Raw genomic sequence first — 23800 nt, 5'->3', positions numbered from 1 at the left:
CCCGGTTCGTTTCCCGTCTGTGAGGTTCCCGTGTCCGACAGCCCCGCTCCCTCCGTCACCGGCACCAGCCTGGTCAAGACCGGCATGGCCGAGATGCTCAAGGGCGGGGTGATCATGGACGTGGTCACCCCCGACCAGGCCCGGATCGCCGAGGACGCCGGCGCCGTGGCCGTGATGGCGCTGGAGCGGGTGCCCGCCGACATCCGGGCCCAGGGCGGCGTGGTCCGGATGAGCGACCCGGAGATGATCGAGGGCATCCAGGCCGCGGTGTCGATCCCGGTGATGGCCAAGGCCCGGATCGGGCACTTCGTCGAGGCCCAGGTGCTGCAGTCGCTCGGCGTCGACTACGTGGACGAGTCCGAGGTGCTGACCCCGGCCGACTACGCCAACCACATCGACAAGTGGAAGTTCACGGTGCCCTTCGTCTGCGGCGCCACCAACCTGGGCGAGGCGCTGCGCCGGATCGCCGAGGGCGCGGCGATGATCCGCTCCAAGGGTGAGGCCGGCACCGGTGACGTCTCCAACGCCACCACCCACATGCGCACCATCGGCGCCGAGATGCGCCGGCTGCGCGGCCTGAGCGAGGACGAGCTGTACGTCGCGGCCAAGGAACTGCAGGCGCCGCTGGACCTGGTGCGCCAGATCGCGGCCACCGGCAAGCTCCCGGTGGTGCTGTTCACCGCCGGCGGCATCGCCACGCCGTCCGACGCCGCGATGATGATGCAGCTGGGCGCCGACGGGGTGTTCGTCGGGTCGGGCATCTTCAAGTCCGGCAACCCGGTGGCCCGGGCCGAGGCGATCGTCAAGGCCACCACCTTCCACGACGACCCGGACGTGATCGCCAAGGTCTCGCGGGGCCTGGGCGAGGCCATGGTCGGGATCACCGTGGACGAGATCCCGCAGCCCCACCGGCTCGCCGAGCGCGGCTGGTGAGCCTTCCGGTCGTAGGGGTGCTCGCGGTCCAGGGCGACTTCCGCGAGCACCTGGCGGTTCTCGAGGGGCAGGGGCTGCACACCCGGGCGGTGCGCCGGCCGGCCGAGCTGGAGGGCCTGTCCGGTCTGGTGCTGCCCGGCGGCGAGTCGACCACCATCGACAAGCTCACCCGGATCTTCGGGCTGCGCGAGCCGTTGCTGCAGCTGCTGGGGTCCGGGGTGCCCGTCTACGGCTCCTGCGCCGGGATGATCATGCTGGCCGACCGGGTGGTCGACACCGCCCCGGGCCAGCAGACTCTCGGGGGCCTCGACGTCACCGTCCGGCGGAACGCCTTCGGGCGTCAGGTCGACTCCTTCGAGGTGGATCTGGACTTCACCGGGATCGAGGGCGGCCCGGTGCATGCGGTGTTCATCCGGGCGCCGTGGGTGGAGAAGGTCGGCGCCGGCGTGGAGGTGCTCGCCCGGACTCCGGAGGGTCACGCGGTCGCGGTCCGGCAGGGCAACCTGCTCGCCACCTCGTTCCACCCGGAGATCACCGGTGACCACCGGGTCCACTCCCTGTTCGCCGCGATGGTGCGCACCCACGTCCACAGTTCGGGGGTTTCCGGCCCAGTCTGATCCAGGCCGGGTGATCCGACCTGTGTGATCCGAATCGTCGGCTCGGAACAGGAACCGCCGGTTCGCGGTTGGTTAGCGTGGGTAACGAACCGTTTCCGCGTCGAACCGAGAGCCTGATGACCGAACTGAGCCCCCGCCGCCGCCGGCTGGTTCTGCTGATCTGCTGCATGAGCCTGCTGATCGTCGGCCTGGAGGCCACCGTCCTGAACGTGGCGCTGCCCGCGTTGCAGGAGGACCTGGACGCCTCCGTGTCGGGCCTGCAGTGGGCTATCGACTCCTACACGCTGGTCCTGGCCAGCCTGCTGATGCTCTCCGGCTCGGCCGGGGACCGGCTGGGCCGGCGCCGGACCTTCCAGACCGGCCTGGCGATCTTCGTGGTGGCCTCGCTGCTGTGTGCCCTGGCACCCAGCCTGGGCTGGCTGATCGCCTTCCGGATGCTGCAGGGGGTGGGCGCCTCGATGCTCAACCCGGTGGCGCTGTCGATCGTCACCAACGCCTTCCCCGAACCCGGCGAACGGGCCCGGGCGATCGGGGTGTGGAGTGCGGTGGTGGGGGTGAGCATCGGTCTCGGGCCGGTGCTGGGCGGCCTGCTGGTCGAGACCGTGGGCTGGCGCTGGATCTTCCTGATCAACATCCCGATCGGGCTGGCCGCGATCGCGCTGACGGCGGTGTTCGTGCCGGAGTCGCGGGCCGCCCGGGCCCGCCGGTTCGACCCGGTCGGGCAGGTGCTGGTGGTGCTGGCCCTGGCCGCTCTGATCTACGCGGTGATCGAGGTGCCGCACCTGGGCTGGGACTCACCCCTGGTGCTGGGGCTGCTGCTGGTGGCCGCCGCTTCGGCAGCGGCTCTGGTGAGGTACGAGAAGCGCCACGCCGAGCCGCTTCTGGACGTGCGGTTCTTCCGCAGCGGCACGTTCTCGGGGGCCACGCTGATCGCCCTCACCGCCTTCGCCGCGTTCGGCGGCTGTCTCTTCGTCAACACCCTGTACCTGCAGGGCGACCTGGGCCTGTCCCCGTTCCGGGCCGGTCTGTACCTGCTGCCGATGGCGGTGGTGATCATGGCCCTGGCGCCGGTCTCCGGCCGGATGGTGGCCCGCTACGGCACCCGGCCCTCGCTGGTGCTGGGCGGGCTCGGGATGACCGCGGGCACGCTGACCCTGACCTTCGTCGAGCCCTCCCGGCCGACGGCCCTGCTGTTCGTGGCCTACGTGCTGTTCGGGGTCGGCTTCGGCATGATCAACGCGCCGATCACCAGCACGGCCGTGTCCGGGATGCCGCCCGCGCAGGCCGGACTGGCCGCCGCGGTGGCCTCGACCAGCCGGCAGGTCGGCACCACCGTGGGGGTGGCGGTGGTCGGCTCGGTCTACACGGCGGCGTCGCGCGGGGCCGGGGGCAGTCTGGACGCGGCCCACGCCGGCTGGTGGGTGGTGGCCGGGTCCGCGCTCCTCGCCCTGGTTTTCGGGGTGGTCTCGTCCGGGCCGCGGGCCCGGGCCAGCGCCGAGCGGGCGGCCCGGGCGACGTCCACGTCCGAGGTCACCCCCGCGCATGGGTAGCATGACTCGCTGAGCTTTGGTTTCTGATTGATTTGCGTAACGGGAGGCGACCCGATGTCGGGCCATTCCAAGTGGGCCACCACCAAGCACAAGAAGGCCGTCATCGATGCCAAGCGCGGCAAGATGTTCGCCAAGCTGATCAAGAACATCGAGGTCGCGGCCCGCACGGGTGGCGGTGACCCGGCCGGCAACCCGACGCTGTACGACGCCATCCAGAAGGCCAAGAAGTCGTCGGTGCCGAACAACAACATCGACAGCGCGGTCAAGCGCGGCTCCGGCGCCGACACCGGTGGGGCCGAGTACGTCACGATCATGTACGAGGGCTACGGCCCCAACGGCGTGGCGATGCTGATCGAGTGCCTCTCGGACAACCGCAACCGGGCCGCCATGGAGGTCCGCACCGCGATGAGCCGGAACAACGGCACGATGGCCGACCCGGGCAGCGTGGCGTACCTGTTCAACCGCAAGGGTGTGGTGATCGTCCCGAAGACCGACGGGATGACCGAGGACACCGTGCTCGAGGCGGTGCTCGAGGCCGGGGCCGAGGAGGTCAACGACCAGGGCGAGGTCTTCGAGGTGGTCAGCGAGCCGACCGACCTGGTCGCGGTGCGCACCGCGCTGGTCGACGCCTCGATCGACTACGACTCGGCCGAGGCCCAGTTCGTGCCGTCGATGAACGTGCCGCTCGAGGAAGAGGGCGCGCGCAAGATCTTCAAGCTGATCGACGCGCTGGAGGACTGCGACGACGTGCAGAACGTCTACGCCAACTTCGACGTGTCCGACGAGGTCATGGAGCTCGTGAACGCCGAGTGACCTTCTCGGCGGGAGTGCGACGGGAACCGGGCCGGGTCGCTCCTGGCCCGGTTCCGCTTTGACTGTGATCGTGGCTGCATGCGTGTTCTAGGGGTGGACCCGGGGCTGACCCGGTGCGGGCTGGGCGTGGTCGACGGGCTGCCCGGGCGGCGGGCCCAGATGGTGGCGGTGGACGTGATCCGCACACCGGCCGGGACCGACCTGGGCTCGCGGCTGCTGGGCATCAGCGATGCGGTGGAGGGCTGGATGGACCAGGTCCGGCCCGACGTGGTGGCGGTGGAGCGGGTGTTCAGCCAGAACAACGTGTCCACGGTGATGGGTACGGCGCAGGCCGCCGGGGTCACCGTGCTGGCCGCGGCGCGCCGGGGCATCCCGGTGGTGATGCACACGCCGTCCGAGGTGAAGGCGGCCGTCACCGGGTCCGGGCGGGCCGACAAGGCCCAGGTCACGGCCATGGTGCAGCGGATCCTGCAGCTCAGTGAGGCGCCCCGGCCGGCCGACGCGGCCGACGCCCTGGCCCTGGCGATCTGTCATCTGTGGCGGGACGGGACGGCCGCGGTGATGCCGGTGTCGAAGGCGGGCGGCGGGGCGACCCGGGCCCAGCAGGCCTGGGTGGCGGCGATCGAGGCGTCGAAGAAGTCGGCCCGGGCTCGCTGAGGGCGCGCGTCCGGGCGCGTCCGGGCCCGGTGGCCGGTTCTGTCGGTGGCAGCGGCTAGATTTCCTTCTCGTACAGATGTTCGGAGGGTGAGGAGTTCGCGGTGATCGCGTCGGTGCGGGGGCGGGTGGCGGCCGTCCGGCTGGACTCGGTGGTTCTCGAGGTCGGCGGGGTCGGGCTGAAGGTGCTGGCCACCCCGGGCACGCTGGCCGAGCTGCGGCCCGGGCAGGAGGCCGAACTGGCCACCAGCCTGGTGGTCCGGGAAGACTCGCTGACCCTGTTCGGCTTCGCCGATCCGGACGAGCGCGACGTGTTCGAGATCGTGCAGACGGTCTCGGGGATCGGGACCCGGCTGGCCCTGGCCATGCTCGCCGTGCACACCCCCGAAGGGCTGCGGCTGGCCGTGGCCAACCAGGACCTGACGGCGCTGACCAAGGTGCCGGGCATCGGCCGTAAGGGCGCCCAGCGCATCGTGCTCGAGCTCACCGACAAGCTGGGGGCTCCCAGCGGTTCCGGGGCCACGGTGGCGGCGGCCGGTGCGCCCGCGGCCGACGCCGAGGGCTGGCGCGACCAGGTGCTCGACGCCCTCACCGGTCTGGGCTGGCCCGCCAAGGCCGCGTCCGACGCGGTCGACTCGGTGCTCGCCTCCTCGCCGGAAGTGAACGGGGCGGCGCCCGACATGGCCCAGGTGCTGCGGGCCGCGCTGCGCCAGCTGGGGCGGACGGGCTGATGAACGAGGACGCGCGGGCCGCCGCCGACGAGTCGCTCGAACTGCTGGCCTCCGGGGCCACCGTCGACGAGCGGGTCATCGAGGGTGCGCTGCGGCCGCAGATGCTCGGCGACTTCGTCGGCCAGCAGGTGGTGCGCGAGCAGCTCAGCCTGGTGCTCGACGCGGCCAAGGCGCGCGGCGCGGCGCCCGACCACCTGCTGCTGTCCGGGCCGCCCGGGCTGGGCAAGACCACCCTGGCCATGATCGTCGCGCACGAGCTGAACGCCCCGCTGCGGGTCACCTCCGGGCCGGCCATCCAGCACGCCGGCGACCTGGCCGCCGTGCTGTCCTCGCTGTCCGAGGGGGAGGTGCTCTTCCTCGACGAGATCCACCGGATGGCCCGCCCGGCGGAGGAGATGCTCTACGTCGCCATGGAGGACTTCCGGGTCGACGTGATCGTCGGCAAGGGGCCCGGCGCCACCGCGATCCCGCTCGAGCTGCCACCTTTCACCCTGGTCGGTGCCACCACCCGGGCCGGCATGCTGCCCGGCCCGCTGCGCGACCGGTTCGGTTTCACCGGCCATCTCGACTTCTACACCCCGGCCGAGCTGGAGCGGGTGCTGCGGCGGTCGGCCGAACTGCTCGGGGTGCGGCTCACCGCCGAGGGCGCGGCCGAGATCGCCGGGCGCTCGCGCGGCACGCCCCGGATCGCCAACCGGCTGCTGCGCCGGGTGCGCGACTGGGCGCAGGTCCGCGGTGACGGGGTGCTCGACCTCGATGCCGCCCGGGCCGCGCTCGAGGTCTACGCGGTCGACGCGCGAGGTCTGGACCGGCTCGACCGGTCGGTGCTGGAGGCGCTGTGCCGTCGTTTCGGCGGGGGCCCGGTGGGGCTGTCCACCCTGGCCGTCGCGGTCGGCGAGGAACCCGAGACGGTAGAGACGGTGGCCGAGCCGTTCCTGGTGCGCGAAGGCCTGCTGGGGCGCACCCCGCGCGGGCGCGTGGCCACCGCGGCCACCTGGGAGCACCTGGGCCTGACTCCGCCCGCGGGATTCTCCTGGGTGGGGGCGGGCACCGGCGGCAGCACGCTCACCAGTCGCTCGGGCATGGTGCAGGAATCGTTACCCGATCCCGACGTCTGACGAACTGCCCAGGTCAAGGGTCGGCTGAACAGAGCACCCAGTCTGCTGTGGGAGCATGCGTGCTCACGAGTGGCGGCCGGTCGGGCATGATGGGTCGGTTGTGACACTCACGAGAACAGCTCCGACCATGTGGAGGACGACATGGAACTGATCATCCTGGCCGTCCCGCTGGTCCTGCTCTGGCTCATGGTCAGCCGCGGCCGCAAGCAGCAGCGCGAGCTGATGGCGCTGCAGGACTCGGTCACCCCCGGCACCCGGGTGATGACCACCTCCGGTCTGTACGCCGAGGTCGTCGAGATCGACGGTGAGGCCGTCGTTCTCGAGATCGCCCCCGGTGTGCACACCCGGTGGACCCGGCGCGCCATCGCCCAGGTCGTGACCGTGACCGCCGACGACCCGGCGGCCGGCACCGAGAACAGCCAGAACATCCAGAACGTCCAGAGCACCGAAGACGCTCCGGTGGTCGACGTCCGCTCCGAGGCGGGACACGCGGCGCCCCCGAGCGACGCCGACGACACCCCCGGAACCAGCGGCCGCTAGCCGGACAGACCGCGACGGCATCCGCCGTCCTTGGGACAACGAGAAGAGACCCGCAACCGTGGCACGATCCAGCAACGCCTCCCGACCAGGTCGGGCACTGCTGTTCATGGTCGCCATCCTGGCCGTCGTGTACGCCGTGGTCGGCGTCCGCACGGTGACCTCGGACGGCGGCTGGACGCCCCAGCTCGCCCTCGACCTCGAGGGGGGCACCGAGATCATCCTCGAGCCCCGGCCGCTCAACGGCGAGAACGTCACGCCGACCGGTGAGCAGCTGGAAGAGGCCGTGAACGTGATCCGCCAGCGGGTCAACGGCTCGGGCGTCTCCGAGGCCGAGATCACCACGCAGAGCGGCAAGAACATCGTCGTCTCGCTGCCCGGCAACCCCGACCAGGCCACCCGTGACCTGGTCAAGCAGTCGGCCCAGATGAACTTCCGGCCGGTCCTGGTCGCGGCCGCGGTGGGCATGCCCACCACCACGCCGACCGAGTCCGCCACCGGTGACGAGTCGGGCGACGAGACCGGGGCCACCCCGTCCGCCTCGGCCTCCGCTTCTGCCTCGGCCACCTCCAAGGCCACGGAGAAGGCGGACGACAAGGCTGACGACAAGGCGGACGAGAAGAGCGACGAGAACAACTCTCTGGTGCCGTCGGCGCTGAGGGCCGACTCCACGCCGACCACGGAGCCCACCTCCTCGCCGTCGGGCTCGGCCGACAAGGCCGACGCAGCCGACAAGGGCGACGCGGCCGAGGAGAGCAGCGAGCCCTCGGCGTCGAGCAGCAGCACCGAGGCTCCCGACGCGACGGCGGCCACCGATCCTTCCACCGGCACGGCCTCGGACCTCGCCCAGCTCACGCCCGAGCTGCAGGAGCAGTTCCAGGCCGAGACCTGCCAGGACCTGGCCAAGATCCAGGGCGCGGCCTCCGACCCGAAGAAGCCGCTGGTCACCTGTGAGCAGGACGGCACCTACAAATACGTCCTGGGCCCGGTGGAAGTTCCCGGCTCGGACATCTCCGACGCCACCGCCGGCATGCAGTCCAACCAGCAGGGCTTCGCCACCGGCGCCTGGGTGGTCAACCTGGAGTTCAACTCCGAGGGCAGCGACAAGTTCGCCGAGGTCACCGAGCGGCTGATCCAGCTCACCGGCGCGCAGAACCAGTTCGCCATCGTGCTCGACCAGCTGGTCGTCTCGGCCCCCACCGCGAACGCGGCGATCACCAACGGCCAGGCCGAGATCTCCGGCAACTTCACCCAGGACTCGGCGCAGCTGCTGGCCCAGCAGCTGAAGTTCGGCTCGCTGCCGGTCTCCTTCCAGGTGCAGACCGAGAACCAGATCTCCGCCCTGCTCGGTGGTGAGCAGCTGGAGCGCGGTCTGCTGGCCGGCCTGATCGGCCTGATCCTGGTGGTGATCTACTCGCTGCTGCAGTACCGGGCCCTGGGCCTGGTCACCATCTTCAGCCTCGGCATGGCCGCCGCCCTCACCTACGGCCTGGTGGTGCTGCTCGGCGAGACCGAGGGCTACCGGCTCAGCCTGGCCGGGGTCACCGGCCTGATCGTGGCCATCGGTATCACCGCCGACTCGTTCATCGTGTACTTCGAGCGGGTCCGCGACGAGGTCCGCGAGGGCCGGCCGCTGGGCTCGGCGGTCGAGGCCGGCTGGAAGCGCGCCCGGCGCACCATCCTGGCCTCCGACGCGGTCAACTTCGTCGCCGCGATCGTGCTCTACCTGGTCGCCGTCGGCGGTGTCCGCGGGTTCGCCTTCACCCTCGGCCTGACCACGCTGATCGACGTCGTCATCGTCTTCCTCTTCACCAAGCCCGCCGTGACCGTGCTGTCGCGGACGCGCTTCTTCTCCGAAGGGCACACGTTGTCCGGGTTCAGCGCCAAGCAGCTCGGCCGGCCCAACGCCTACGCCGGGCGGGGCCGGGTGCGCCCGACCCCCGCCACCGCCGGGCCGGCCGCCACCTCCGGCGCTACTGCGGGTGAGAGCATCGCGGCCCGCCGGGCCGCCGCGGCCCGCGCGGCCAACGGTGGCGAGCCCGGTGATCCGGGCGGTCCGTCCGGCCAGGACCACGTCACCACGTCCGGCTCGGGGAGGAACTCCTGATGTTCAGCTTCGCCGCCTTCGGTAACGACCTGCACTCCGGCAAGCGCTCCTTCGCCTTCGTCGGCAAGCGCCGGATCTGGTACGCGATCGCCGTCGCCATGACGCTGCTGTCGATCCTCTCGCTCGCCCTGATCCGGCTGAACCCCGGCATCGAGTTCCGCGGGGGCTCGGAGTTCCAGCTCTCTCAGGTCTCCGACACCAGCACCATCATCGGCTCCGACGCGGTCGGCGAGGTGGTCTCCGGGGCCGAGGCCCGGGTCACCGTGATCGGTGACGACGGCATCCGGGTGCAGACCGAGACGCTGGACCCCGAGGAGACCGGTGAGGTCCGGGCCGCCCTGGCCAAGGCCTACGGGGTGAACGAGAGCGACGTCACCTCGAACTTCGTCGGCGCCAGCTGGGGCCGCGACGTCACCACCAAGGCCGTTCAGGGTCTGCTGGTCTTCGTCCTGCTGGTCGGGCTGATCATTGCCGCGTACTTCCGGACCTGGAAGATGTCGGTGGCCGCGCTGATCGCGCTGTTCCACGACCTGATCATCACTGCCGGCCTGTACGCGCTCACCGGTTTCGAGGTCACCCCGGCGTCGGTGATCGGGTTCCTGACCATCCTGGGCTACTCGCTGTACGACACGGTCGTGGTGTTCGACAAGGTCCGGGAGAACACCGAGCGGATCACCTCCTCGACCCGGCGCACCTACGAGGAGGCCGCCAACCTGGCGGTCAACCAGACCCTGGTGCGGTCGGTCAACACCTCGGTGGTGGCCCTCCTGCCGGTCGCCTCGATCCTCTTCATCGGTGCCTTCGTGCTCGGCGCGGGCACCCTGAAGGACATCTCGCTGGCCCTGTTCATCGGTATCGCTGCCGGTACCTACTCCTCGATCTTCATCGCCACCCCGCTGCTGGTGGACATGCGCCGCCGCGAGCCGGAGATCGTCGCGCACACCCGCAAGTTGCTCAAGCGGCGGGCCGAGGGCGGCGCCCCGGCCGCGGACCCGGCGCCCGAGTACGGCTCGGCCGACGAGGGCGAGGGCCTCTCCCCGGTGGGTGCCGGTGCCGCCACGGCGGTGCGCAACGCTCCGGCGGCACCTTCCCGCCGGGGTCCGGCGACCAGAAGGGCCGACTCCGGCCAGCGCGCCCAGCCCAAGCGGGGCAAGCGGCGGTGACCGCCGACCAGGCCGACCAGGCCGACCAGGCCGTGCTGCAGAAGCTCGAGGCGGGGCTCCGGGACATCCCGGACTACCCGTCCCCGGGCATCCTGTTCAAGGACATCACCCCGCTGCTGGCCGATCCGGCGCTGTTCGCGGCCGCGGTCGACGCGCTCGCCGCGGCGCACCGGCCGGGCAGCGGGGCCGAGGTCGATCTGGTGGCCGGGGTCGAGGCCCGGGGCTTCATCTTCGGCGCCGGGGTGGCCCTGGCCCTGGGGGTCGGTTTCGTGCCGATCCGTAAGAAGGGGAAGTTGCCCCACACCACGGTGTCGGCGGAGTACACGCTCGAGTACGGCACCGCCGTCATCGAGATGCACGACGACGCGGTACGGCCGGGGCAGCGGGTGCTGCTGCTCGACGACGTGCTGGCCACCGGGGGCACGGCCGAGGCCGCGGCCGGTCTGCTCGAGCGGGTGGGGGCCGAGGTCGTGTCGGTGGCGTTCCTGGTCGAGCTCGGATTCCTCAACGGCCGGGAGCGGCTCGCCGGGCGCGATGTGAAATCGTTGCTGAACTACTGAGAACGGGCGGTCGCCGCCCTTTGGGGCGGACGACCCCTTTTGTTCGACCTGCCGTGATGTATTCAACACGTAGGGCTCAAGTCGGGCGGTTAGTCAAGATCGGAAGTGACCGTTACCCGCAGAATCGGGAATGAATCGGCGTCCGGAGCCGCTCTGGTAACCGCTGGGCGGGCTCAAGGCGGGCGGTGAGCTTGCCGAGAGCCGAGGCACGGGAGCTTCGCGGGCCCTACACTCGTCCAGCAAGAGTCTCCGTGCGAGACGTACGACGTCGGGAGGATCGGGTGTCCGAAGAGGTCGCAGCGAGGGTCGCGCAGCAGGCGCTGCGGGACGGGCGGGAAGGCCGCCCTGCGCTGTCGACCGTGAAGGACCACGACGCCCAGGAGGCCGCCGGTCAGCCGGCCCGCCCCGTCCCCGCTCCCGCAGCACCCCCCGCGAGTTCCGGCGGTTCCGGCGAACCGGCCGGGCAGGAGCCGGCGGGCTACCAGATCCCGCCCGCGCCCGGCCGTCCCCGTCCGGCGGCGGCAACCGCGCCCCGCGCCGCGGTCGAGCCCCGCCCACGCACCAGCGAGCCGCTGGTCTCCCCGGTGCGGGTGTTCTCGCGCATCGCGCGCCTGGGCGCAGCCTCGCGCACCCCCAGTTCGCCCCTGCTCGAGCCGTTGCTGCGCAGCGTCCGCAACGCGCACCCCAAGGCCGACCTCGCCATCATCGAGAAGGCGTTCCAGGTCGCCGAGAAGGCGCACTCGGGGCAGAAGCGCAAGAGCGGCGACCCGTACATCACCCACCCGGTGGCGGTCGCCCAGATCCTGGCCGAGCTGGGCATGACCCCGGCCACGCTGGCCGCGGCCCTGCTGCACGACACGGTGGAAGACACCAGCTACGGCCTGGAAGACCTGCGCGGCGACTTCGGCGACGAGATCGCCATGCTGGTCGACGGGGTCACCAAGCTCGACAAGGTCAAGTACGGCGACGCGGCCCAGGCCGAGACCGTGCGCAAGATGGTCGTGGCCATGTCGAAGGACATCCGCGTCCTGGTGATCAAGCTGGCCGACCGGCTGCACAACGCCCGCACCTGGCGCTACGTGCCCGCCCACAAGGCCGAGAAGAAGGCCCGCGAGACCCTCGAGATCTACGCGCCGCTGGCCCACCGGCTGGGCATGAACACGATCAAGTGGGAGCTCGAGGACCTGAGCTTCGCCACGCTCTGGCCCAAGGTGTTCGACGAGATCGTCCGCCTGGTGGCCGAGCGGGCCCCGGCCCGGGAGGACTACCTGGCCCAGGTGCGCGAGCAGGTCTCGGCCGACCTGCGGGCGGGCAAGATCAAGGCGGTCGTCTCCGGCCGGCCCAAGCACTACTACTCCGTGTACCAGAAGATGATCGTGCGCGGCCGCGACTTCGCCGACATCTACGACCTGGTGGGCATCCGGGTCCTGGTCGACTCGGTGCGCGACTGCTACGCCGTCCTGGGTGCGCTGCACGCGCGCTGGAACCCGGTCCCGGGCCGGTTCAAGGACTACATCGCGATGCCCAAGTTCAACATGTACCAGTCGCTGCACACCACGGTGATCGGTCCCGAGGGCAAGCCGGTCGAGATCCAGATCCGCACCCACCAGATGCACCGCCGGGCCGAGTACGGCGTGGCCGCGCACTGGAAGTACAAGGACGACGCGAACGGCGCCCCGGGCGCGGGCACCGGCAACGCCACCGACATGACCTGGCTGCGCCAGCTGCTCGACTGGCAGCGGGAGACCACCGACCCGGGCGAGTTCCTGGAGTCGCTGCAGTTCGAGATCCAGGCGCAGGAGGTGTACGTCTTCACGCCGAAGGGTGACGTGGTGGCGCTCCCGGCCGGGTCCACCCCGGTCGACTTCGCCTACGCCGTGCACACCGAGGTCGGGCACCGGTGCATGGGCGCCCGGGTCAACGGCCGCCTGGTGCCGCTGGAGAGCTCGCTCGACAACGGCGACGTGGTCGAGGTGTTCACCTCCAAGACCGACGCGGCCGGGCCCAGCCGGGACTGGCTGAACTTCGTCCACAGCCCCCGGGCCCGCAACAAGATCCGCCAGTGGTTCTCCAAGGAGCGCCGCGAGGAGGCGATCGAGTCCGGCAAGGACGCGATCACCAAGGCGATGCGCAAGCAGAACCTGCCGATGCGCCGCCTGCTCACCCACGAGTCCCTGATGGGCCTGGCCACCGAGCTGCGCTTCCAGGACGTGTCCGGTCTGTACGCGGCGGTCGGCGAGGGCCAGATCTCCGCCGCGCACGTGGTGCAGAAGCTGGTCGACTCGGCCGGTGGCGAGGCCGGCACCGAGGAGGACCTGGCCGAGACGGTCACCCCGATGCGGCCGCGCCGGCCGCGGATGGGCGACCCGGGTGTGGTGGTCAAGGGCGTCGAGGACGTCTGGGTCAAGCTCGCGCGGTGCTGCACCCCGGTGCCGGGCGACCCGATCATCGGCTTCGTCACCCGGGGCTCCGGTGTCTCGGTGCACCGGGAGGACTGCAACAACGTGAGCGGTCTGCGCGAGGAGCCCGACCGCATCGTGCAGGTCGAGTGGGCGCCCAACCAGGCCAGCGTGTTCCTGGTGCAGATCCAGGTCGAGGCGCTCGACCGTAACCGGCTGCTGTCCGACGTGACCAGCACCCTGTCCGACGAGCACGTGAACATCCTGTCGGCGAACGTGACCACCTCACGTGAGCGGATGGCGATCTCCCGGTTCACCTTCGAGATGGCCGACCCGGCCCACCTGGGGCACGTGATCGCCGCGGTCCGCCGGGTGGACGGCGTGTTCGACGCCTACCGCATCACCGGGCGCCGTAGCGACACCGATCTCGACTGAGACGACGCCGATCCGGAGGGAGCCCGCTCCGCCTCCCCAAGGCGGGCGGGCACCCGTCCATTGTTGGAGAGCTCTTCGCAGTCAGGCCATTTCGGCCCACTCCCGCACCACCGCCCGCGCGACTGCTGCCCCTCGGGCGTAGGGCATGGCCGTAAGCAGGTCGAGCACCTGGGGCGGGTGCACGTCGTGCATCTCCTGCAGAAGCCGTAGCCGGGGGAGCGCCTCGTCGCGGGGGAGATCACGCGCCAGGTCTGCTGCGGTGCGTACCGGGGTGGTGATCTGGAGACCCTCCAGGACGTACAAATGCTCGGCGGGGACATCGATCTGGCGTACGCGCACCTGAGCCAGCCGGGGGGAGCGTCGATTTCGGCCGATGATCAGATCAAGGCGCCGTTCGTGCTCGGCCGATGCGTTGCCTGAGGGCCAGGAACCGGTGAGAACCCAGCCCGCAGTACCGAACCCGATCGAGCGCCCCCGAGCCGGATCCGTCTCCCAGTGGCCCAGCTTCTCCCGCACCGCCAGCGCCCGGATGCTCGGCGTGATCGGCGTGGAGGGTGAAACCACCACCAGATCAAGCACTTCCCGGGCCAGACCGTCGCGCAGAAGTTCGGCGCGCTCACGGTATCCGGCGACCAGGAACGGCCCTTCGCCCTCCGACATGCTCACGGGAGCAATCTGCCCGGTCCGGGTGCCGGCCCGCAGCCCGCCGGACCACGCCTGTGGATGACCGGGGGTTCCTGCCGACCGCAGCCTGCAGAAAACGCAACGGGCGCCGAGGGCAGGTGAAAACCTGCCCTCGGCGCCCGAAGTCGGGGCCTACTCGGTGAACTCGTTCATCGCCTGCTGGGCCTGCTCCAGCCAGGCGCGGCGGGAGGCCAGCGACTGCTCGAGCTCCTTGATCTTGCGGGCGTTGCCCGAGGCCTGCGCCTTGGCCAGGTCGGCCTCGGCGTCGGCGATGGTGCGCTCGAGCTGGCTGACCATGTCGTTCGCCCGGGCCCGGGCCTCGGGGTTGCTGCGCCGCCACTTGTCCTGCTCGGCGTCGCGCACGGCCTGCTCCACCCGTCGCAGCCGGCCCTCGATGCGCTGCATGTCGTTGCGCGGCACCTTGCCGGCCTCGTCCCAGCGCACCTGCAGATCCCGCAGCGCGGCCTTGGCAGCGGCGATGTCGGTGACCGGCAGGAGCCGCTCGGCCTCCTCGACCAGCTGCTCCTTGATCTCCAGGTTGCCGCGGAACTCCTCGTCCAGCGCCGAGTTCGCGTTCTGCCGGGCGGTGAAGAACGCGTCCTGCGCGGCCCGGAAGCGGGCCCAGAGCGCGTCGTCCTCCTTCTTCGCGGCCCGCCCGGCGGACTTCCACCGGGTCATCAGGTCGCGGTAGGCAGCGGCGGTGTTGCCCCAGTCGGACGACGTGCTGAGCGCCTCGGCCTCGGCGATCAGCTGTTCCTTGGCCGCCTTGGCCTGGTGCCGCTCCTCGTCCAAGGCGCCGAAGTAGTGCCGGCGCTTACGGTCGAAGGTGGTGCGGGCGTGGCTGAACCGCTTCCAGAGCTCGTCCTCGGTGTGCTTGTCGAGGCGCGACTCCTTCTGCAGGCGACGCCACTCGTCGAAGAGCTCGCGCAGCCGGTCGCCGGAGCTCTTCCACGGGATCCGCTGCGGGTCGGCCCCGGCGAGCGCCTCGGCCTCCTCGACCAGGGTGGTGCGCTCGGCCACGATCGCCGCGCGCGCCTCCTGCTTGGCCCGCTGCGTCTCCTCGCGCAGGTGCTCCACCGCCGGGGCCAGCCCGGTGAGCCGGGTCAGCAGCCCGTCCAGGTCGCCCACCGCGTTGGCGTCGCGGATCGTCGGCTCGAGCCGCTTGATGGTGGTCTCGGAGTCCGCGGGGGAGACCTGCCCGGCCTTCACCCGCTGCTCCAGCAGACTCACCTGCGCGGCCAGGTCCTCGTACTTGCGCACGAAGTAGGCCAGCGCCTCGTCCTGGCTGACACCCGGGTACTGGCCGACCTTGCGCTCCCCGTCGGCCGTCCGCACCCAGACGGTGCCGTCCTCGTCCGCGCGGCCCCACTCTTGTCCGGTCACGATCTCACGCCTTCTGCTTCGCCACCCATGTCAAACCCGTCAACCCCGTGTGCCCTGCTCACTTCTGCTCACATCTACTCGGCCAACTCGGCCACCCCGGTCGTCTCGATCGACACCGCGGAGACCGGCTTCCCGTCACCGGAGCCGGTGTCCTCGCCGCCTTCCGCGATCTTCTTCACCACGTCCAGGCCCTCGGTGATCCTGCCCAGCACGGTGTAGCCGCCCGCGGCGTCGTCCGGGATGTCGGTGTCGCCGTAGACCAGGAAGAACTGGCTGCCCATGCTTTCACCGTCGCCGCCGGCCCGGGCCATCGCCACCGTGCCCTCGGTGTACACCTGGTCCTCGGGAGCGTTCTCGATCGGCCCGTAGCTGTACCCCGGGCTGCCGGTACCGGTGCCGGTGGGATCGCCGCACTGCAGCACCTTGAAGCGCTCGGCGGTGGTCAGCCGGTGGCAGGGGGAGCCGTCGTAGAAGCCGTCGCGGGCCAGCTGGATCATCGAGGAGACCGCCTGCGGGGCGGCCTTGCCGTCGAGTTCGACGGCGATGTCGCCACACGTGGTCTTCATCTCGAGGGTCCAGCTCTTGCCCGCGGCGAGGCTCTTGTCCGGGACCTTGTCGAACTGCTTCGGGCTCTCCGGGGCCTTGACCTCGACCGGAGGGCAGGTGGAAGCGGCGGCAGAGGCGGTCGCAGCGGGGGTGGTGCTGCCGGCCGAGGGCGTCGACTCGTCGTCGTCCGCCTCGTTCATCAGCAGGAACGCCATCACCATCACGAGCACGACGATCAGCGCACCACCACCGATGGCCAGTCGCTGCCGGATCTGCTGGGCGCGCACCTGCTTCGCAGAGAGCCGGCCCTGCCACTCCTCGTAACGACGCTTCTCGTACGCGCGCTCCCGATTCTTCGGGGTCACGTGCTTCCCTCCAGCCGTTGTCGCCCCGTCGGTACACCTGCCGCGGGTCACCCGTTAGGCAGTCTAGGGGGTACGGAGTGAGTGATCGGCGCAGTGAGCTGCCACGACGTGCCGAGCGGTGGACGGTAGGAGGCCGGGGAGCCGTCAGGGGACTGAGTACGCTCGGGGAATGCTCTTGCTGGGGTTCCCGTCAGAGGTGTTCGGCACCAACTGCTACATCCTCGCCCCGGCGGCGGGCGAGGAGTGCGTGATCGTCGACCCGGGGGTGGCGGTGCTCGACCGGCTCTCGGCGGTTCTGCGGGAGTACCGGCTGAAGCCCGCATCGGTACTGGTCACCCACGGGCACATCGACCACGTCTTCTCGGTGACCCCGGTGTGCGGGGCGCACGGCGTGGCGCTGAGCGTGCACGAGGACGATCGTTACCGGCTGACCGATCCGCTGGGCTCGCTGCCGGAGGCCTTCGGCGACATGCTCCGCCAGCAGTACGGCGCGACCAGCTGGAAGGAGCCGGACGACATCCGCACGATCAGGGACGGGGAACGCCTCACCCTGGCGGGGTTGGACCTGGGCGTGGTGCACGCGCCGGGACACACCGAGGGGTCGGTGATGTTCTCGCTGGACGGCGTACCGGCGGGGATGGCGGCCGAGGCGGGACTGACCTCGACCATGCTGACGGGGGACGTGCTGTTCGCCGGTTCGATCGGGCGTACGGATCTGCCGGGGGGAAGTTCGGAGGCGATGAACCGGTCGCTGCGCGAGCAGGTGCTGCCGCTGGACGACGCGACGCTGGTGATGCCCGGGCACGGGGACCCGACCACGATCGGGCGAGAGCGCCGGGACAACCCGTTCCTGCGCGCGGTGATGTGAGGTTGTATCCCGGGTTTCGAGCCTGAGGACGGGTCACAGCAGTTTGAGTTGCTCGCGGACGGGGCTGTCGGTCGCCTTCGGAGAGGTGGGCCGGATCGTCGCAGGCTGGTCGCCGTCTGTTCGGCCGGAGCCGCCGCCGGGCATGCTGCCGGCCGGAAAGCGGCTCTCCGGATCGCCCGGGATGCCTTCCATTCCAGCGCCTCGGTCGCCCCGGGTTCCCGCCCCGGCCTGATGAATACCGTGCCGACGTAGCAGCGGCTGCACCCGTTCGGCCAGCCATCGGCGGTAGTCGGGGGTGGCGTAGGCGCCCTTGCCGTAGAGCTCGCGGTAACGCCGGACCAGCTTGGGGTGCTCGCGCTGCAGCCAGGCGAAGAACCACTCACGGGCGCCGGGCCGCAGGTGCAGGGGGACCACGGTGACCCCGGTCGCCCCCGCGGCGGCCAGCCGGCCGATCGCCTCGTCGAGGTGCTCTTCCGTATCGGTGAGCCAGGGCAGCACCGGCGCCAGGAAGACCCCGCACGGCAGACCCCGCTCGCGGGCGGCCCGGACCACCTCGAGCCGGGCCTTCGGGCTCGGTGTGCCCGGTTCCAGACTGCGGTGCAGCGACTCGTCCCAGATCGCGATCGACATGCCCAGGCCGACCTGCACGTCGGCGGCGACCTGCTGCAGCAGCGGCAGGTCGCGGCGCAGCAGCCCGCCCTTGCTGAGGATCGAGAACGGTGTGCCCGAGCCGGCCAGGGCGCGGATCACCCCGGGCATGAGCCGGTAGCGCCCCTCGGCCCGCTGGTACGGATCGGTGTTGGTGCCCATCGCCACGTGCTCGCGCTGCCACGACGGGCGGGCCAGTTCGCGCTGCAGCACCTCGACCAGGTTGACCTTGACCACGATCTCGGTGTCGAAGCCGGAGCCGGTGTCGAGCTCCAGGTAGGAGTGGGTGCCCCGGGCGAAGCAGTACACACAGGCGTGGGAGCAGCCGCGGTAGGCGTTGACCGTGTAGCGGAACGGCATCGGTGAACCGCCCGGCACCTGGTTCAGCGCACTGCGGGCGGCCACCTCGTGGAACGTCATCCCGGCGAACTCGGGCGTGGTGACCGAGCGCAGCAGACCGCTGATCGCCCGGACGGCCGGCGCGTCGAGACCGGGCAGAGCCGGAGCCACCACCGGGCCGGTCCCTCCGAGCGGCCCGGTGGTGGCTCGATGGGCCTGGCCCACCCGTTGTGCATCCCAACGCATGCCAATATTCGAACACGTGTTCGAAGCTACGGGCAAGTACGGAAAGCGGCCCTGCGTGTCACCGGTGGGAACCCGGGTGAAGCCGTCGCCGTGGATCCGTAGAATCGCCGTCGTCCAGACAGGAACCACCAACTTTCGAGAGGCCACACCGTGCTGCGCACCCATCAGGCCGGATCCCTGCGGTCCGGCCACGTCGGCGAAACCGTCATCCTCACCGGATGGGTCGCCTCCCGCCGGGATCACGGCGGGGTGGCGTTCGTCGACCTTCGGGATGCCTCCGGCGTCGCCCAGGTGGTCGTCCGCGACGAGGCCGTCGCCCACGGCCTGCGCTCGGAGTTCTGCCTGCGGGTCACCGGTGAGGTCTCGCCCCGGCCGGAGGGCAACGAGAACCCGGCCCTGGCCACCGGTGAGATCGAGGTGATCGCCACCCGGGTCGAGGTGCTCAACGAGTCGGCGCCGCTGCCGTTCCAGCTCGACGACCACATCGAGGTCGGCGAGGAGACCCGGCTGAAGTACCGCTACCTGGACCTGCGCCGCAGCGGCCCGGCCGCGGCCATCCGGCTGCGCAGCAAGGTCAACCAGGCCGCCCGCAACGTGCTGCTCGACCAGGACTTCGTCGAGATCGAGACGCCGACCCTGACCCGCTCCACCCCCGAGGGCGCCCGCGACTTCGTCGTCCCGGCCCGGCTGAAGCCCGGCTCCTGGTACGCCCTGCCGCAGAGCCCGCAGCTGTTCAAGCAGCTGCTCATGGTCGGCGGGATGGAGCGCTACTTCCAGATCGCCCGCTGCTACCGCGACGAGGACTTCCGGGCCGACCGCCAGCCCGAGTTCACCCAGCTCGACATCGAGATGTCGTTCGTCGAGCAGGACGACGTGATCGCGGTCGGCGAGCAGATCGTCAAGGCGCTGTGGAAGCTGATCGGCCACGAGATCACCACGCCGATCCCGCGGATGACCTACGGCGACGCGATGGCCCGGTACGGCTCCGACAAGCCCGACCTGCGCTTCGGCAACGAGCTGGTCGACATGACCAAGTACTTCGCGGGCACGCCGTTCCGGGTGTTCCAGTCCGAGTACGTGGGCGCCGTGGTGATGCCCGGTGGTGGCTCGCAGCCGCGCCGGCAGCTCGACGCCTGGCAGGAGTGGGCCAAGCAGCGCGGCGCCCGGGGGCTGGCCTACGTGCTGATCGCCGAGGACGGCACGCTGTCCGGCCCGGTGGCCAAGAACATCTCCGAGGCCGAGCGGGCCGGTCTGGCCGAGGCAGTCGGCGCGAAGCCGGGCGACTGCGTGTTCTTCGGCGCCGGCGTCACCTCCGAGGCCCGGGCCCTGCTGGGCGCCGCCCGGCTGGAGATCGGCAAGCGCTGCGGCCTGATCGACGCCGACCGCTGGGAGTTCGTCTGGATCGTCGACGCCCCGCTGTTCGAGCCCGCCTCGGCCGCGGTGGCCAGCGGTGACGTGGCCGTCGGCTCGGGCGCCTGGACGGCCGTGCACCACGCCTTCACCTCGCCCAAGCCGGAGTGGATCGACAAGTTCGAGTCCGACCCGGGCAACGCCCTGGCCTACGCCTACGACATCGTCTGCAACGGCAACGAGATCGGCGGCGGGTCGATCCGTATCCACCAGCGCTCGGTGCAGGAGCGGGTCTTCGCGATGATGGGCCTGAGCGACGAGGACGCCCAGGAGAAGTTCGGCTTCCTGCTCGACGCCTTCAAGTTCGGCGCCCCGCCGCACGGCGGCATCGCCTTCGGCTGGGACCGGATCGTCATGCTGCTGGCCGGGGCCGACTCGCTGCGTGAGGTCATCGCGTTCCCGAAGAGCGGCGGCGGCTACGACCCGCTGACCGCTGCTCCGGCGCCGATCACCCCGGCCCAGCGCAAGGAGGCCGGGGTCGACTTCGTGCCGCCCAAGCCCAAGCCGGCCACCGACGAGGCGTTCGTGGAGCAGGGCCTGGAAGGCCAGAAGCAGGCCTGATTTCCGCATTTACGATCCCCGGTCCGCGTCGTGCGGGCCGGGGATCGTGTTTTGCTGCCCCGGCACCGCCCTCCAATTAATGGACGCTTCGTGCCCCCGTACCGTCGTTGGGTTGGGGGGAGAGGGGGAGACATGGGTAACGGGGCGATCGTGCTGACCGTCGAACTGGGCGTCGCCGTGTTCGCAGGCTTGGTGAGCCTGCTGGGCGGGGCATCCGTTCCGGTCGCGCTGGGCATCACGGCAGGCGCCTTCGTGGTCGCCTTCGTCGTGGGAATGATCTGGAAGCGGATGACCGCATCATCGGTCGCCGGGGGGACGAAAGGCCGGGGAGTCGGCTCGTCCGGTGCGGCGGGCGGATCGGCCGCTTCTTACGACGGCGGCTGGAGCCCTCCGTCAGACAGCTCCGGCGGCGGTAGCGATGGGGGTGGCGGCGGGGCAGTTACTGAAACCCCGGCATTTTCCTCTTCGCCGGCATCGCGACCCTGGCCGCCACTGCCGACCCGGCCGTGGCAGCCGTCGTGCTGTCCCCGGTTCGGGCCTCTACGGTGGTGCTCATGAGACACAACAGCCACAAGGTCCGGTCGTGAGCCCTCAGTTGCTGCGGTCGTTCCTGTTCCCGGCCGTGGCCTTCGTGATCGCCCTGGTGCTCAACCTGGTGCTCGGCAACGGTGTCGTGGTGGGGCTGGTCCTCGGCCTGGTGGCCGCCGTGCTCTCGTTCGGCGTCGACTGGCTGCTCAACCGCGGCCAGAACGGCACCCCACCCCGCTGATCACCCTGCGGCGCATCGTTGTCGGTGGCTGCGGATAATCTGCGACCGATGGCCGATCTGTTCTCCTCCGACGAAGCCGAGGCCCCCGACGCGGGGGCGGCGGCCGCGCTCAACCCTGTCCGCCCCGGCAGCCTCGGCCACGCGGGCAGCGGCGACCGCCCGCCGCTGGCCGTCCGTATGCGTCCACGCACCCTCGACGAACTGGTCGGCCAGGAGCATCTGCTCGGCCCCGGTTCCCCTCTGCGCCGCCTGGCCGAGGGGGCCGACGGGCTGGCGGGCCCGGCGTCCGTCATTCTCTGGGGCCCTCCGGGAGCCGGGAAGACCACGCTCGCGCACGTGGTCTCCAACACCGGCGGCCGCCGGTTCGTCGAACTGTCGGCCGTCACCGCCGGCGTGAAAGACGTGCGCCGGGTGATGGAAGAGGCGCGCCAGCTGCGCGACCGGTCCGAGACCCGCACCGTCCTCTTCCTCGACGAGATCCACCGGTTCACCAAGTCCCAGCAGGACGGCCTGCTGCCGGGGGTGGAGAACCGCTGGGTCATCCTGGTCGCCGCGACCACCGAGAACCCCTCGTTCAGCGTGATCTCCCCACTGTTGTCCCGCTCGCTGCTGCTCACCCTGCGGCAGCTGGAAGACGCCGACATCGCGGGTCTGCTGCAGCGCGCGGTGCAGGACGAGCGCGGCCTGAACGGCACGGTCGAGCTGGGTGAAGAGGCCACGGCGGCGCTGGTCCGGCTCTCCGACGGAGACGCCCGCCGGGCCCTCACCTCGCTCGAGGCGGCAGCCGGCAGCGCGCTCAGCCGGGGCGAGCACGAGACCGTCACCGTGGAGGACGTGGAGCAGGCCGTCGACAAGGCGATGGTCCGCTACGACCGCGAGGGCGACCAGCACTACGACATCACCAGCGCGCTGATCAAGAGCATCCGCGGTTCCGACGTCGACGCCGCCCTGCACTACCTGGCCCGGATGCTCGAGGCCGGTGAAGACCCGCGGTTCATCGCCCGCCGGCTCATGATCGCCGCCTCCGAGGAGATCGCCATGGCCGACCCGACCGCGCTGCCGGTGGCCGTGGCGGCGGCCCAGGCGGTGCAGATGATCGGCATGCCCGAGGGGCGGATCATCCTGGCCCAGGCCACGGTGCACCTGGCGATGGCGCCCAAGTCGAACGCCTCCTACATGGCGATCAACGCGGCCACCCAGGACGTGCGCTCCGGGCTGGGCGGTCCGGTGCCGCCGGACCTGCGCGACGCGCACTACTCCGGTGCCAAGAAACTCGGCCACGGGCGGGGTTACAAGTACGCCCACGACCATCCCCACGGGGTGGTGGCCCAGCAGTACCTGCCCGACGACCTGGCCGGCCGGGAGTACTACGCCCCCACCGACCGGGGCGCCGAGCGAGGTATGGCCGAACGCCTGGCCCGCCTGAGATCCGTGCTCCGCGGCGGCAACCGGCGCCGCTGAACGCCGCTGCGGCACCGGCCGGGGAGTGTCGCAGAACCACCGGGACAGCGGTACCGCCGGACCGCGATAGGGTCAACCCCGTTCGGCCGGGAAGTGACCGGTTTACCGGACCTGGCCGAACCAGTCCGCAGCGCGCGATGAAAGGGATAACTCATGGTGGGCGACATCGCCGGGCTGATCGCAGCCATAGCCTTCGTCCTCCTCGTCGGCGTGATTGCGATCCCCCTGATCAAGCTGGGCAAGGTGCTGGACGAGACGCGCAACACCGTGCGTGGCCTCTCCGACGGTGCGCTCCCGCTGCTGTCCGAGGTGACCACCACCGTGGCCTCGACCAACCAGCAGCTGGGCAAGGTCGACACGATCACGAACAACGTGGCCCAGGTGTCCACCAACGTCTCCGCGCTGACCGCGCTGTTCGCCGCCACCCTGGGCTCGCCGGTGGTCAAGGTCGCCGCGTTCACCTACGGCGTGCGCCAGGCCGTCGGGGGCCGCAAGGCCGCCGGTCAGCGGAAGCGGTGAGGCACTGATGGCCAGGCTCTTCTGGATCGCGGTCGGCGCCGGGGCCGGCGTCTACGCCGTGCGCAAGCTGACGAAGACGGTCGAGCAGTACTCCCCGGCCGGGATGAGCGACTCGCTCTCCTCGTCGATCTCCTCCCTCGGTGACGGCCTGCGCGAGATGGCCGCGGTGATCCGTGAGGGGATGGCCGAGCGCGAGCAGGAGCTGCGTCTCGCCCTGGGTGTCGAGGCCGGGACGATGAGTCCCGAGGCCGCGCAATCGCTGGTGGACGACCCCACCGGCCCGTCCCGCCCGGGGCAGTACCCCCGGTACGACGACGAGGACGAGTTCGGCCTGGGCGGGCCGGGCAACGGTCGCCGCCCCTACTGAATCGCCGGAAAACCCCT

Annotated in this window: 22 protein-coding genes; 18 read left to right on the top strand and 4 right to left on the bottom strand. The window is 70.9% G+C overall.

Annotated elements, in window-relative coordinates:
• Positions 1-30: 30 nt before the first annotated feature.
• The 12 genes from pdxS to QSK18_RS21430 all read left to right on the top strand — a co-directional run bounded on the left by pdxS (position 31) and on the right by QSK18_RS21430 (position 13617).
• Positions 31-933, top strand: coding sequence for a pyridoxal 5'-phosphate synthase lyase subunit PdxS (pdxS, locus tag QSK18_RS21485; RefSeq protein WP_285622362.1), 903 nt, complete (start codon positions 31-33; stop codon positions 931-933).
• Positions 927-1550: a pyridoxal 5'-phosphate synthase glutaminase subunit PdxT gene (pdxT, locus tag QSK18_RS21480; RefSeq protein WP_269811147.1), complete on the top strand. Its 624-nt coding sequence runs from the start codon at positions 927-929 to the stop codon at positions 1548-1550. Before pdxS ends, pdxT begins: the two co-directional genes overlap by 7 nt.
• A 116-nt stretch (positions 1551-1666) precedes the next feature.
• Positions 1667-3100 (top strand): MFS transporter, encoded by a 1434-nt coding sequence (locus QSK18_RS21475; protein WP_232814525.1) that lies wholly within the window; start codon positions 1667-1669, stop codon positions 3098-3100.
• A 54-nt stretch (positions 3101-3154) separates the two neighbouring features.
• Positions 3155-3913 (top strand): YebC/PmpR family DNA-binding transcriptional regulator, encoded by a 759-nt coding sequence (locus tag QSK18_RS21470; protein WP_232814526.1) that lies wholly within the window; start codon positions 3155-3157, stop codon positions 3911-3913.
• 78 nt (positions 3914-3991) lie between these two features.
• Positions 3992-4570: a crossover junction endodeoxyribonuclease RuvC gene (gene ruvC / locus QSK18_RS21465; protein ID WP_285622356.1), complete on the top strand. Its 579-nt coding sequence runs from the start codon at positions 3992-3994 to the stop codon at positions 4568-4570.
• A 101-nt stretch (positions 4571-4671) separates the two neighbouring features.
• Positions 4672-5298 carry a Holliday junction branch migration protein RuvA gene (ruvA, locus tag QSK18_RS21460; RefSeq protein WP_232814528.1) on the top strand — a complete coding sequence of 209 codons (627 nt, stop codon included), beginning with the start codon at positions 4672-4674 and terminating at the stop codon, positions 5296-5298.
• Positions 5298-6416: a Holliday junction branch migration DNA helicase RuvB gene (ruvB, locus tag QSK18_RS21455; protein ID WP_232814529.1), complete on the top strand. Its 1119-nt coding sequence runs from the start codon at positions 5298-5300 to the stop codon at positions 6414-6416. Before ruvA ends, ruvB begins: the two co-directional genes overlap by 1 nt.
• 141 nt (positions 6417-6557) lie before the next feature.
• Positions 6558-6956, top strand: coding sequence for a preprotein translocase subunit YajC (gene yajC, locus QSK18_RS21450; protein ID WP_232814530.1), 399 nt, complete (start codon positions 6558-6560; stop codon positions 6954-6956).
• 58 nt (positions 6957-7014) lie between these two features.
• Positions 7015-9060 (top strand): protein translocase subunit SecD, encoded by a 2046-nt coding sequence (secD, locus tag QSK18_RS21445; RefSeq protein WP_232814531.1) that lies wholly within the window; start codon positions 7015-7017, stop codon positions 9058-9060.
• On the top strand, positions 9060-10223 hold the full coding sequence (gene secF / locus QSK18_RS21440) for a protein translocase subunit SecF (protein WP_285622347.1): 1164 nt from the start codon (positions 9060-9062) through the stop codon (positions 10221-10223). The genes secD and secF overlap by 1 nt, the downstream gene beginning before the upstream one ends.
• Before the next feature lie 32 nt (positions 10224-10255).
• Positions 10256-10783, top strand: coding sequence for an adenine phosphoribosyltransferase (locus QSK18_RS21435; RefSeq protein ID WP_408624385.1), 528 nt, complete (start codon positions 10256-10258; stop codon positions 10781-10783).
• 584 nt (positions 10784-11367) lie between these two features.
• Positions 11368-13617: a RelA/SpoT family protein gene (locus tag QSK18_RS21430; RefSeq protein ID WP_352396608.1), complete on the top strand. Its 2250-nt coding sequence runs from the start codon at positions 11368-11370 to the stop codon at positions 13615-13617.
• An 81-nt stretch (positions 13618-13698) separates the two neighbouring features.
• Here the strand turns inward: QSK18_RS21430 and QSK18_RS21425 are convergent, their stop codons facing one another.
• From QSK18_RS21425 to QSK18_RS21415, 3 genes are all read right to left on the bottom strand, one after another.
• Positions 13699-14283 carry a hypothetical protein gene (locus QSK18_RS21425; RefSeq protein ID WP_232814533.1) on the bottom strand — a complete coding sequence of 195 codons (585 nt, stop codon included), beginning with the start codon at positions 14281-14283 and terminating at the stop codon, positions 13699-13701.
• A gap of 150 nt (positions 14284-14433) precedes the next feature.
• Positions 14434-15684 (bottom strand): DUF349 domain-containing protein, encoded by a 1251-nt coding sequence (locus tag QSK18_RS21420; RefSeq protein WP_232814534.1) that lies wholly within the window; start codon positions 15682-15684, stop codon positions 14434-14436.
• A 74-nt stretch (positions 15685-15758) separates the two neighbouring features.
• A complete protein-coding gene (locus QSK18_RS21415) occupies positions 15759-16595 on the bottom strand; it encodes a peptidylprolyl isomerase (protein ID WP_285622338.1) in 837 nt (278 codons plus the stop codon).
• Between the two features lie 169 nt (positions 16596-16764).
• On the opposite strand from QSK18_RS21415, the gene QSK18_RS21410 reads away from it, so the two are divergent.
• Positions 16765-17463, top strand: coding sequence for an MBL fold metallo-hydrolase (locus QSK18_RS21410; RefSeq protein WP_285622333.1), 699 nt, complete (start codon positions 16765-16767; stop codon positions 17461-17463).
• A 33-nt stretch (positions 17464-17496) separates the two neighbouring features.
• On the opposite strand, the gene QSK18_RS21405 is transcribed toward QSK18_RS21410, so the two are convergent.
• Positions 17497-18696: an Rv2578c family radical SAM protein gene (locus QSK18_RS21405; RefSeq protein ID WP_285622331.1), complete on the bottom strand. Its 1200-nt coding sequence runs from the start codon at positions 18694-18696 to the stop codon at positions 17497-17499.
• 150 nt (positions 18697-18846) lie between these two features.
• On the opposite strand from QSK18_RS21405, the gene aspS reads away from it, so the two are divergent.
• The 5 genes from aspS (at position 18847) to QSK18_RS21380 (ending at position 23783) form a co-directional block, all read left to right on the top strand.
• A complete protein-coding gene (aspS, locus tag QSK18_RS21400) occupies positions 18847-20667 on the top strand; it encodes an aspartate--tRNA ligase (RefSeq protein WP_285622329.1) in 1821 nt (606 codons plus the stop codon).
• Positions 20668-21250: 583 nt separating this feature from the next.
• On the top strand, positions 21251-21436 hold the full coding sequence (locus tag QSK18_RS21395) for a hypothetical protein (protein WP_232814540.1): 186 nt from the start codon (positions 21251-21253) through the stop codon (positions 21434-21436).
• A gap of 48 nt (positions 21437-21484) precedes the next feature.
• Entirely contained in the window at positions 21485-22897 is a 1413-nt protein-coding gene (locus tag QSK18_RS21390; RefSeq protein ID WP_232814541.1) for a replication-associated recombination protein A, read from the top strand.
• 153 nt (positions 22898-23050) lie between these two features.
• The gene (locus QSK18_RS21385) at positions 23051-23416 is read left to right on the top strand and encodes a DUF948 domain-containing protein (protein WP_232814542.1); all 366 of its coding nucleotides are present in this window, start codon (positions 23051-23053) and stop codon (positions 23414-23416) included.
• A gap of 7 nt (positions 23417-23423) precedes the next feature.
• Entirely contained in the window at positions 23424-23783 is a 360-nt protein-coding gene (locus QSK18_RS21380) for a DUF6167 family protein (protein ID WP_232814543.1), read from the top strand.
• Positions 23784-23800 lie beyond the last annotated feature (17 nt).

Origin of the sequence: Kineosporia sp. NBRC 101677 (assembly GCF_030269265.1) — a bacterium.
Classification (GTDB): Bacteria; Actinomycetota; Actinomycetes; order Actinomycetales; family Kineosporiaceae; genus Kineosporia; species Kineosporia rhizophila.
Note: the sequence above shows the minus strand (reverse complement) of the source record. Positions and strands in the feature narration are given on the sequence as shown.